Below are 13,006 nucleotides of genomic sequence, written 5' to 3'. Positions count from 1 at the left end.
TAACGAATAAAATATAGTTTATTGTCCTATAAAACATTGTTTTTTTACAACCATAACAACGGATGACGGATAGGCAAATTCCTTACCACTTCATCATTGACAGGAAAATGTTCCAGCATTGTCCAAAGAGATACATAGTCTCCGTTAGGTGTATCACAGGCACTGAACAGCAAAGCCGGATGGGCAACAGGCCATTCATCCCAATACATCACGTCTTTATTAAACGGCCATACGGATTTATCCTTTATATAAGGATACAACCATGCAACTCCTTTCTGCATATTCCGTCCGTCTTCCGTTGTATATTGCCATAAATTATGATTTTCATCCGAAAGGATATGGCAGACTGTTGCCATTGCATCCAGGTTAAAAAGAGAATATCCATACGGCTTTGTCCGGTTCAATTCCAATGGAAAGCTGCCGTCCGTATCCATCTGATCCGGCAATAATACATTCCGGTAACGTTCTCTGCAAAACTCCAGTACTTCGGTATTCCCTGTATATTTAGCAAACAAAGCTGCCTGCATCACCCAACAGGTCCCGTGGTTATTCTTCGCATTCATTTCATCTTTCCCATACGGATGATTGGTCAGCCAATGCAGATATTTCGAAAACCAGTCTTTTGTCGCAACCGCCTCTTCCGCTGATAGCAAACCATTCTGTTCCATTACGATCAGAGACTGCACGACTTCCATCAGATGGATCGTATCGATAATCCCTATTCCCCGCCCTGTCACAATACCTTTGATAGCCTGGGCATACTGAAGGTCCGGATTCATACTTGTTTCAGGGTCAATGAACCAGGCATGAACATGTTTCAGGGCTTGTTCGATGTATTTGGTATCTTTAGTAACGATCCAGGCAGAAGTAAGATCGCCTACGACGGTGCTGAAACGGATCATTGCATGGCGATGGGCCACAAAATTATCGGGATTCGTTTCGCCGTCACGACGGATATAGGCACTATCCGGACTTAGCGGATTCGGCCACCAGTAATCGCCTTCAGAATAAAAATCATGAATTCCCCCGGCACTCCGTTCTGCCACAAAAGAGGTTATTGTAACAGGTTCCTCTCCTAATGCATCATCTCCCCGGAGGATAATTTCGGGGCGTAGCAAGTCTGACACTTGTTGCTTTAATTCTGTTTTGACAGAACAAGAACAAAAAATAAATGCTGTTATTGAAATTAATAATAAAAACTTCGTATTCATGGCATAGACAGATTTTTCTTGCTCAAAAATACAGTTTGTCCCCCTTTCTCGTTTTTAATATTATCGCAAAAGCTTGTAGATTTATTGCAAAAGAGGAAATTTGTGAGATATTTATACAATACCGACAGATAGTCATATCCTAAAAAGAAAAGAATCATCCTATTGACTTGTGGATAGTTATCGGCAGGCCTGCTCACAATTGTCGACAAGCAAAAAGTTCGTTTTTCGGAAAAGAAGTTACTATATATAGTATAATGTATTCTTATTTTGAATAAATAAACGTATATTCATACGTATTCACCTCTGCTATTTTATCGGTAGAACTAATCTGTTCCCGAATTGTCAAACCTGTAATATAATCGCCGGTAGTAGTAAAATGATACGTATAACTTGCAGTCGTATCATCATCTCCAGACAGGCTGTAGGAATTGGCTGATTCAGGCAAATTTCTGCTCTGATTTCCATAAAGCAGATTTATAGGAGAAAAAGCGTCGAATCCCACCGGATTAAAAGATGGGATTACACGCCACGGGAAGTTACGCGGAGTCAGAGCCGTGCTGCTATATTTATATTCTATTCTTTTCTTATCCCGGGTAAACAGAGTGACATTACCATTCTCCCATATATAAGCTTCTTCCTTATCAAACTTCTGCGATTCATAGCCGCTCTCACCTTCTTTCGGCCACTTCATTGTCAGAGATGCACTAGTCAGACTGGCTCCGTTATACAGGTAGTTATATTCATCGCTCGTATATACTTCCTTGTTAAAAGGATTATTTTTATTAACGGATTTCTTAATAATAACATTTCCATTCATAAGATATTCAATACGTTCGATATCTTCATCCGGATTAACCATCGTGATTTTATCTCCTACATATATGAAAGGAACATTCTTACCATTAACAAAATCCATAGAAGCGATCTTACCGTCATCGGTATAATTGATATATGCAAAATAGAGCACATCCGTACCTTTAGCACAAACGACTTTAGTTAACTTGTCCAATTCCGGTATAACAGGTTTATCATCATCCCCACATGATAATAAACCTAAAGTCATTACCACTAATAAAAAAACATACTTCTTCATTTTCATCTCTCCTATATTAACTATTCAACGTCACAAAAGTAGAACATTTGGCAAAATAAAGAACGAAGTAACTTATTTTAAGTAATAACTAAATTTTAATAACACCTTTTTTATTCTACACAAACCTCGTCTACAAACAAGAAAGCATCAGCTCCCGGCCACATATGCCATGCAGGAAGTTTCGGAGTCACCTTTGCCACTATACGTACATAACGAGATTCCGTTTCCGGAAAACTTAGTGAATAAGGATAAATACCATCTTTATCATCTTTGTTCAGTATCGGATAAGACTGGGAAGCAACAGTATGAAAATCCGTACCATTATCGGAAAGCCGGATTTCAAATCCGACAGGGCCCATCACTGCCGCCCCTTTGGATATATTCGCAGTAAACGATACGATCCTGACCGGAGTCTTTTCCTTCAGATCAATTATCAAGTCCATATCCGTAAGAAAACCGAGCCAGCGTCCAGTATTATAATTCGTATTTCCTGTGAGACCATCAATCAAAGTAGAGACTCCACTAAACGTATAGTTAGAATGAGGAGGAGTTACTAATCGACAAGGCTTAAATGTAGCTTTATTTACCCGGATAGTTTCAGAAAACAGTTCGCTTGTATCCTTATCCAAAATGACCCGCGCTTGCAAAACCGCATCTTTATCGATTCGGACAGGTTCTGTATAGAGAGACGAATGTGTATCCGGTATACTTCCATCCATCGTATAATAAACCGGACGATTCCCTATGGTAGACAGTGAAACTGCTAAATTACCCTTTACCGTATCCGGATCAAATGATTCCGTTATTTGAAAAACATGTTTCGAATAGACATAACCTTTCTGATCATACAACTTGATCAGACGATAAAGTCTTGTCATAAAATCATCAAAATCATGTGTTTCAGGAGCAGACCATGCTAACTCACTCAAAGCGGCAATACGGGGAAGAATCAGATACTCTGCCCGTTCCGGCTTTTCAATACGTTCCGACCAAAGGCAACCTTGAACACCGATAATATGCTTCTGCACATCTGCCGGCAATGAATCCGGAGTAGGGTCGAAATCATAGACTCGTTTGACACCACGATTTCCGCCAAGTTCCAGCAGTTGCTTACTACTAAAATAAAGGATTCCGGCTGGTGTCATAATCACATCATGATGTTGTTGTGCCGCTTTAATTCCATTTTCCGTGCCACGCCATGACATGACAGTTGCATTCGGGGCAAGACCACCTTCCAATATTTCATCCCAACCGATTATCCGGCGACCTTTGCTGTTCACAAACTCTTCGATACGGGTCATGAAATAGCTTTGTAGCTTATCTTCCACTTTATGTTCTTTCGTTTCTTTCCAGCCCATCTTACGAATTAACTGCTGGCATTTAGGACAAACACTCCAGCGGTCTCGGGGACATTCATCACCACCAACATGGATATAATGTGACGGGAACAGGTCAATAATTTCCGATAAAACATCCTCCACAAAATGAAGAGACTGTTCATTTCCAATACATAAAACGTCTTTATGAACACCATACGTCGTAGCGACCTCGTACGGTCCTCCTGTACACCCTAGTTCCGAATAAGCTGCCAGTGCTGATGTTATATGGCCCGGCAGATCAATTTCCGGAATAACCGTTATATAACGGTCTGCTGCATATTTTACAATTTCACGAACTTCATCCTGTGTATAAAACCCACCGTAAGGAGTTCCGTCAAACTTACCGGAACCATCGTTCAGTAGCGACTCTTTACGCAGTGAACCGATCTCCGTCAGGCGGGGATATTTCTTAATCTCAATCCGCCATCCCTGATCTTCCGTCAAATGCCAGTGAAAGGTATTAAAGTTATGTAAAGCTAGAATATCAATATATTGTTTGATAAAATCTGTTGAAAAAAAATGCCGTCCTACATCCAGGTGCATCCCTCTGTATGGAAACCGGGGACGATCTTTTATCTGAACTGCCGGAAGAATTATTTTTTTATTCCCAACTTCTGACACTAACGATTTACGCAGGGTTTGTATTCCATAAAAAAGTCCGGCTTCACTTTTAGCTGTAATGGAAACTGTTTTATCATTCACTTCTAACCAATAAGCTTCCGGAGAGTTTTCAGAAATATCCTCTAACAACAGATTTATTCCGTTAGAAAATACTGCTCCTTCCACTATTTCCGGTTGAAATCCGGTTGCCTCTTTTATATATCCGGAAAGGAAAGAAGCCAACTGTTTCGCTTTTTCATTACCAGTGAAATATCCGATACGCGTTGTTCCGGAAAGAATGAATGAGGAAGTTCCGGCTTCTTCTATTTTTACCGGTTGAGGTATGACATGATAATCAGCCGACAGTTTTTTATCACCGTTTGTACATGACAAAAACAAAACTGCCAGCATTACTGTTACTATCTGTTTGAATGTTCTTTTCATTGTACTTATAATTTAGCTTGTGAAGAACGGAAAACAGTTCCCAGATTTATTTTTGATTGTTGACGGATAGTTCCTTTCAAACGGATATCTTTGCAGGAGCGTCCTATCATAATACGAAAATCGCCGGGTTCTACTACACGGTTTAAATCTTTATCCAACATCGACAAGTCTTCTTCTGTTATCAGAAAGCTCACTTTCCGGGCTTCGTTCGGAGCCAACGACACCGGTTTAAAATGGATCAACCGGGTAATAGGCTGTGTGACAGAGACAACCTTATCAAGTAAATAAAGCTGTACGACTTCATTTGCCGGATACTTTCCCGTATTCTTTACCCAAAATGAGACTGTATAAGAAGAGGTATTCCCCGGAGCAGGTTCTATATTTAGATCTTTGTAATCAAATTCCGAATAACTCAATCCGTAACCAAACGGAAATAAAGGTTCTCCTGTCAAATTCAGATAATCATCGCTACGCCCAGTCGGTTTATGGCTATAGTTCAATGGCAGCTGGGCTTCATCGATAGGATATGTAATCGGAAGCTTTCCGGATGGATTATAATCGCCAAATAAGACATCGGCAACTGCATTTCCTCCTTCTTCACCTGGATACCAAGCATTTAATATGGACTGTACATTGTCTATCCATTCCGACATCACAACAGCACTTCCTCCTATCAGTACAACAACTGTCGGCTTTCCGGTTGCAGCCACCCGATTGATCAATTCCTCCTGCCTTCCTGGTAAAGTCAGATAACCTCTATCGCGAAACTCTCCCTCTTCCAGGCCGACCACCACAACCGCCACATCCGACTGACGAGCCGCCTGTACCGCACGTTCAATACTATCATCTTCACTTTTAACTCCATAATCCCAAACCAAACGAATACGAGCATTACGAGTGTTCTCATAGAAACGGATCTTTATATCATAGACCTTTCCTTTTTCAAAACAGAATGGTACGAGAGAAGTTCCGAATGATGTTTTATAAGGTTTATCTATCAACTTGTTCCCGTCTATCCAAAGTTGGTAACCGTCATTGCCTTCCAGGCCGAATTGATACGTTCCGGAAACAGGTGACTGCATCTTTCCATTCCATTCGACGGAAAACCAGTCAACTGCCAAACAAGTATCCGGAGCAAAAAGCGTCCAGGAAAATTGGATCTGTTTATCGATCCGTTTCAGATCCGGTTGTCCGTCACAGGTTATATTATTAAAATAAGTTCCTTCCAATCCCGGTTTTCCATCCGGAGTGAAAAGAGAGCTACCTGGTACTGTTACGTAAGCAGGATTAACCCGTTTACACCCCATTTCACAAAAGATCTCTGTCTGATCGCCCAATTTATTCTTCAATCCCTCCAATATACTAACTTTCTTTACTCCAGGACCACTGTATCCTCCTAAGCGTGCAGCGGTAGCATCCTCACCTATTAGTGCAATACGACCGATCTGTTTGGATAAAGGCAATACCTGATCGTTGTTTTTCAGCAGGACCATCGATTTACAGGCAGCCTCACGAGTTAAAGCCCTGTGTTCTGCACAAGCATTCCACCGATCTGCTTCGGTTTCATCGGCATAAGGATGTTCGAATAGTCCCAGACAGAACTTAGCTTTCAATACTTGTCCGGCAGCCCGGTCGAGAGCCTCCTTTGTAACCCGACCATCCAAACAAGCCTGTAAAAAAGGAAGATGCTCATCGTAAGTCGTCTGAAAAATAACATCCAGTCCACCATTAACAGCATCAGCACCGGCCTCTGCAAAATTATTAACAGTATGATGTAATTTATGAATGATACCGACCGCATCGGCATCGGCTATTGTAAAGCCGTCAAAGCCCCACTCACCCCGAAGTTTATCTATCAACAACCAGGGATTGGCCGTGCAGGGTGTTCCGTCCAGCATATTATAAGCAGTCATTACCGATTGTGAACCACCTTCCATAAAACAGGCTTTAAACGGTACGAAATGTGTTTCCTCCAAATAACGTTCGGTAAAATGGATTGGATTGCTGTCACGCCCGCCATCACCGGAATTGGCAACAAAATGCTTGGGAGTAGTTATCACACCCAATTCTTCAAAACTTTTCACAAAGTTTACCCCCATACAAGCCGATAAATAAGGATCTTCCCCATACGTCTCTTCCACACGTCCCCAACGTACATCCGTTGCCAGGTTGACAACTGGTGACAAAATCTGCCGAATACCACGTGTCTTTGTTTCCATAGCGATTGCATGAGATACTTTTTTCATTAAAGTAGTATCGAAACTGGCTGCCAACGCTATCGCCTGCGGGAAAGCAGTAGCTCCGCCACGCACCAATCCGTGTAAAGCCTCATCAAAAGCAATAATAGGAATTCCCAACCTGGTTTTTTCTACAAAAAAACGCTGAATTTCATTTATTTTCTTAACCGTCTCACGCGCTGTCAAAGTCGGATTATACTGTAAAAGTTGTTTCAGTTCAGGATTATCCGCCCCGACAGTCGACACCTGAAAACCAAAAATCCCATGGGAGAACTTTTCCTTTCCCAAATCCAGATCGCCCGGCATCATATAGATCTGCCAAAATTTTTCTTCAACCGTCATCCGATTTAACAAATCTTTCACCCGTTCTTCAACCGGCAATGTCGGATCCTTATAAGGCAAACGTTTTTCCGACTGGGTAAAGGAACACAGAAACAAAATCAAAATACAACAATAACCAAGTATTTTCATACATAATAATATAAGAGATGATTACACAATAATAAACAAAAAGTGGTCGTGCACATATAGCTTAGTATATATGTCACAACCACTTCCATGTGCAATATTCAAAAAAAATAACGAATAAAACAAATGGAAAAGAAGAAAAAAAGGGATATATTTGACCTCTGAAAACGAGTCTAAAGGAATATTTGATGAAAGACATCTCGCCAACAGAAAGAATCAAAAATGGAGATCGAAATGCTTTTGATGATCTTTATAAACAGCATTATTTTTCTGTCCGTTCATACGCCAGGTTATTGCTGGATGAAAGTGAAGCTGAGGATGTCGTTCAAGATGTCTTCTTCAATTTGTGGCTACATCGGGATACGTTGAATGAAACCCTTTCTTTACGTGGGTATTTACTCCGTTCTACTTACAACACTGCCTTAAATATACTGAAACGCAAAGGTTTACTAGACAATTATAGTAATATATATAAACAAGAGATTGAAGAAATCGGATATCAGTACTATAATCCCGATACGAATGATACATTACGGAATTTATATAATCAAGATCTCAGAATTGAATTGAATGCAGCTATTGAAAGCCTCCCACCCCGTTGTAGAGAAGCTTTCTCTTTAAGTTTCTTATATGATATGTCTGCTAAAGAGATCAGTACAAAGTTAGGAGTATCCCAAAGCACCGTAGAAAATCATATCTACAACGCTCTTAAAATTCTCCGGACAAAACTGAAATCCTATAAAGGAGGCTTACTGTTCATTCCGGTCTTGTTTAAAATTATAGAAATTATTTATAAAACGAATTAGGTATTTTTTCTTATAAAGTTGTATATAACAATAAGAGAGTTAGCAAATGGAAGAGGATATTATATACAGATATTTCACCTGTCAGACTACAGAAGAAGAGGATAAAGCTGTTTTGAACTGGATAAAGGCTTCAAAAGAGAATGAAGTTCTGTTCTTTGAATTAAAGACAATATGGCATACTTACTCCGAACAAAAAAAAGAAGATCCATGGTTTTTGAAGCATTCATTGAACAATTTAAACCAGCGCATCGACAATGTGGAAAAACAAGCAAACAAGCGTCTATTCTCCAGGAAATATCTGTATCTATGGAGTAGTGCCGCCGCTATCATAGCCATCTTCCTTATCTTCTCGGTTTTCTATACGATGAAACGACCAGTATCCTTGGCGATGCATACAATCACCAATGTCTTCACCGACTCAGTCATGCAAATAAAATTAACAGACGGCAGTACTGTCTGGCTAAATTCCGGAGCATCTCTAAGCTATCCTGATGAGTTTACAGCCGACACCAGATCTGTCAATCTGAAAGGAAATGCTTTCTTTGAAATAGCCAAAGACACACTGCATCCTTTTATCGTTTCCACCGAACTATACCGTATCAAAGTACTGGGTACTATATTTAGCATCAACACCAGCAATACAGAAGATATGGGGGAAGCGGTATTGCTGGAAGGATCCATCCAATTGGAAAAAGCCAACGGAGAAAATCTGGTTGTTCTTCAACCGGGCCAGCAAGTGTTATTTACCAACGACTATTCGTCTGTCAAAGTAAACAAAATAGATGCACGTCAGCATACCTTATGGCGATTCGGACTGGTTTGTCTCTCCGACGTCTCTTTAGATGAAATACTTTCCAGCCTGGAAGAGATCTATCATGTAAAAATACAGATGGACATCCATCAATTATCTGATCGCCGTTATAACTTCTCATTCAAACAAACAAACAGCCTGGAAGACGCGCTACGGCACCTGTTCTATCTCACTGGTGTGCAAGCGACTGTCCTATCCGAATAAAAAAATAATTTTCCTTTAGGTATTTCTTTAAACAAAATTGTATTTATAATGTAACGAGTGGTAAAAGCGTAATGCTAACGCCATTCCTACATAATAAATACACCCGTTCGCCATATCATAAAGCGGGATTTCATGAGAACACGCATTATCAATATAATGTACTATAAATCAATTATGTTAAACTAAAAAGAGAAGCCTATGTGAAACACAAAAAAGAACCTCGGTTTTTTAACCCTGGACAGAAAAAGAGTAAATTGTTACCAGTTAATCTTAAGAAAACAAATAAAAAGAATGTATGAAAAGAAAAAGTAAAAACTTTATTGCAGTCAAAAGCCTCTGCATAGGACTTTCCTTATGCTGTATGGCAAGCGGAGCGCAAGCTGCATCTAACAGCGCATTTGAAAAGAAGTTTGATGTTCAGTTCTCTCTTAATCAAGTAACATTGAAGAATGTAGTAGATATGCTACAGGAGCAAACTGATATCGTATTCAGCTACGATCATGCGTTGGAATCAATCAAAGTAAACAACGTATCAGTTAAAGCTAAAAATGAAAGTATTGAATCTATACTAAAACAAGCCCTGAAAAATACGGGCGTTAACTACAAAATAGAAAATCACATCGTTGTACTTTATGCCGCAAACACTTCCAAAAATAATGCAAGAACAAGTATAACACAACAAACCAAAAAAGTAACAGGTATAGTTAAAGATGCAACCGGCGAACCTATCATCGGAGCTAATGTCATCGAGAAAGGAACGACTAACGGTGTCATGACCGGGCTGGACGGAGATTTCACACTGGAAGTACCAGCCAATGCCATACTGGAATTCAGTTATATCGGATACGCACCAGTCAGTATTCCCGTTAACGGACAGACTATTTTTAATGTTATTCTAAAAGAGGACACACAGACTCTGGATGAAGTTGTCGTAACAGCTTTAGGTATCAAACGTCAGAAAAGAGCACTAGGTTACTCTACCACAACCGTAGGAGGTGATGACTTTACGGTTGCCCGTGATCCAAACCTGGGTAATGCCTTGTCCGGAAAAATTGCCGGTGTTACAGTTGCCGGAAACTCTACAGGTAGCGGTGGTAGTAGCCGTGTTGTTATTCGTGGTAATGCTTCTTTAACAGGTAATAACCAGCCTTTGTATGTGGTGGATGGCGTACCTTTCGACAATTCGAATATGGGTAATGCCGGAACCTGGGGCGGTCTCGACCTCGGTGACGGTCTGTCAAACATCAACCCCGACGATATTGCAGATATTCAGGTTCTAAAAGGAGCTGCAGCGTCCGCATTATATGGTTATCGCGGAGGTAATGGAGCTATTCTGATCACAACAAAATCCGGTCAGAAAGGAAAACCCGTTAGCATCGATTTCAACAACAACCTGACATTCAATACCATCTATGACTACAGAGATTTCCAGAACGTATTCGGTCAAGGTTCGGAAGGACAACGTCCTCTAACTGCCGATGCAGCGAAAGCAACCGAAGTCTTGAGCTGGGGTGAACGTATGGATGGAGGCAAAGCAGTCAACTTTCTTGGAAGAGAATATGCTTATTCTCCGGTCGACAACTGGTCTAACTTCTATCGTACAGGCGTTAATAATGCGACTTCGCTAGCTATCAGCGGTGCCGGTGATAAAATCACCTATCGTTTTGGCGTTTCCAATACGTACGAAAAAGGTATCCTTCCTAATGCCAGCATCAGTCAGCAGGGTATCAACATGAATACCACTTATGATATCCTCAAAAACCTGCATTTGAGTGTAAATGCGAACTATGTATTTGAGAAAAACCAGGGCCGTTCCAACCTATCTGACGGAAATGGCAGTACCAACGCATCTTTGTTATATCGTGCCAACACATTCGATATTCGTTGGATGGAACGTGAAAACGAAGACTGTGACTGGGGTACAACGGCCAGTGGAAAAGAAATGATCGGCGGTACGAATGAATATTTCAATAACCCGTATTGGCTACAATACCGGAAAGTAAACACAACCAATAAGAACCGTCTGACAGGTGGTATCACATTGAAATATGATATCTTTGACTGGTTATATGCTCAGGGAGGCATAACCCGTGACGGTTTTAGCTTTGAATTCAGAAATGTGCAGCCTTATGGTGCAGCAGCTGATGCTGCCGGTTATTTGCAAGAATATGAAAAAAACTATTCTGAAATGAACCTGAACTACCTGATCGGTTTTAATAAAGAATTCGGAGATTGGAATATAGGCGCAACTATCGGAGGTAACCGTCAGCGTAATATAACCAAACAGTGGGGTACTGACGGCAACATCAAGAGCTTCCTGGTTCCAGGATTCGAATCTGCCAACAACATCAGCAATCGTACCTATTTAAAAGACTATACGGAATATCGCGTTAATTCGGTTTATGCAACTGCCGATATCGGATGGAAGAATCAGGTATTCTTAAACCTGACCGGACGTAACGACTGGTTCTCCACATTGAACCCGGATGATAATCATTATTTCTATCCTTCTGTAAGTTTATCCTGGGTGTTCAGTGATACTTTTGAAATGCCGGAATGGTTTACTTTCGGTAAGGTACGTGCTTCTTATGCTTCTGCATCAAACGGAACAAACCCTTATCAGAATTATCTGACCTACAAACTTCAGAACTATAAGATAAACGGTCAATCTGTAGCAACAGTCAATAACAGTACAGTTCCTAACAGTATGTTGAAACCGGTACGTATCTCAGAATGGGAAGCTGGTTTGAACTTATCGTTCCTTAATAATCGCCTGACTTTAGACGCTGCTTATTATGTGAAAAATACGAAAGATGATATTGCTCAGGTAACCACCAGTAATGCATCCGGCTTTTCATCTGCTATCCAGAATATCGGTGAGATCCAAAACAACGGTATAGAAATTATGGTGAATGCCGTACCGGTACAAACCAGTAAATTTCAATGGAGCACAACTTTCAATATCGCTCATAACAATAGCGAAGTTAAATATCTTGGAGAAGGTGTAAGCAGTCTGAGTATTGATGGTGCGAGCGCACGAAGTGGAAATGTGACCGTTAAGAATATCGTAGGAATGCCTTATGGTGAACTAGTGGGTTTCAAATATTTGAGAGACGACAAAGGTAACATTGTATTCAAAGATGGTATTGCACAAGCAACTTCAAAAACAGAAAATCTGGGAAGTGGTGTTTATAACCTGACCGGAGGCTGGCGTAATGAATTCACATATAAAGATTGGACATTGTCTTTCTTGATCGATTTCAAGGCTGGTGCTAAACTATTCTCGGGAACAAATTATGGTTTGTATAACGATGGTTTACATAAAAACACACTGGAAGGTCGTGGGGACAACGGTAAAGGTACTATCATAGGTCAAGGTGTTAAACTTGACGGTAACGGAAATTATGTAACTAATGATGTTGCTGTTTCTGCTCAAACATACTGGCAAGGTATCGTAAGTAACAACATAGCAGAAGAGTTTATTTACAATGCGAGCTTCATCAAGTTACGCGAATTATCCCTTGGTTATACATTCCCGAAATCATTGTTAGGCAGACAAAATATAGTGAAAGGGGCATCCATTTCATTAGTTGGACGTAACCTTTGGACTATTCTGAAACATACCGACAACATCGATCCTGAATCAGCGTATAACAATACAAACGGTCAAGGGTTAGAGTTGAACGGCTATCCGGCAACAAGAAGCATTGGTTTCAATGTGAATGTCAAATTTTAATTTAATGCATTGGTAAT

Annotated in this window: 7 protein-coding genes; 3 read left to right on the top strand and 4 right to left on the bottom strand. The window is 40.5% G+C overall.

The window, feature by feature from the left end; translation table 11 throughout:
* Positions 1-44 precede the first annotated feature (44 nt).
* From DXD68_RS11040 to DXD68_RS11025, 4 genes are all read right to left on the bottom strand, one after another.
* Complete coding sequence (locus DXD68_RS11040) at positions 45-1,211, bottom strand: alginate lyase family protein (RefSeq protein ID WP_122361551.1); 1,167 nt, start codon at positions 1,209-1,211, stop codon at positions 45-47.
* A 262-nt stretch (positions 1,212-1,473) separates the two neighbouring features.
* Positions 1,474-2,304 carry a DUF5032 domain-containing protein gene (locus DXD68_RS11035; RefSeq protein WP_158585874.1) on the bottom strand — a complete coding sequence of 277 codons (831 nt, stop codon included), beginning with the start codon at positions 2,302-2,304 and terminating at the stop codon, positions 1,474-1,476.
* 110 nt (positions 2,305-2,414) lie between these two features.
* On the bottom strand, positions 2,415-4,727 hold the full coding sequence (locus tag DXD68_RS11030; protein WP_122361549.1) for a family 20 glycosylhydrolase: 2,313 nt from the start codon (positions 4,725-4,727) through the stop codon (positions 2,415-2,417).
* Positions 4,728-4,732: 5 nt separating this feature from the next.
* Positions 4,733-7,435: a glycoside hydrolase family 3 C-terminal domain-containing protein gene (locus DXD68_RS11025; protein ID WP_233577107.1), complete on the bottom strand. Its 2,703-nt coding sequence runs from the start codon at positions 7,433-7,435 to the stop codon at positions 4,733-4,735.
* Between the two features lie 185 nt (positions 7,436-7,620).
* Between DXD68_RS11025 and DXD68_RS11020 the strand changes: the two genes are divergently transcribed.
* The 3 genes from DXD68_RS11020 (at position 7,621) to DXD68_RS11010 (ending at position 12,989) form a co-directional block, all read left to right on the top strand.
* Entirely contained in the window at positions 7,621-8,238 is a 618-nt protein-coding gene (locus DXD68_RS11020) for an RNA polymerase sigma-70 factor (RefSeq protein ID WP_122361548.1), read from the top strand.
* A 46-nt stretch (positions 8,239-8,284) separates the two neighbouring features.
* On the top strand, positions 8,285-9,253 hold the full coding sequence (locus tag DXD68_RS11015; RefSeq protein WP_122361547.1) for a FecR family protein: 969 nt from the start codon (positions 8,285-8,287) through the stop codon (positions 9,251-9,253).
* 295 nt (positions 9,254-9,548) lie between these two features.
* Positions 9,549-12,989, top strand: a complete 3,441-nt coding sequence (locus tag DXD68_RS11010) for a TonB-dependent receptor (RefSeq protein WP_233577105.1) — start codon at positions 9,549-9,551, stop codon at positions 12,987-12,989.
* The last annotated feature ends 17 nt before the right edge of the window (positions 12,990-13,006 follow it).

Source organism: Parabacteroides sp. TM07-1AC, assembly GCF_003480915.1.
GTDB lineage: Bacteria > Bacteroidota > Bacteroidia > Bacteroidales > Tannerellaceae > Parabacteroides > Parabacteroides chongii.
The sequence above is the reverse complement of the archived record's forward strand: the minus strand, read 5'-3'. Positions and strand labels throughout refer to the sequence as shown.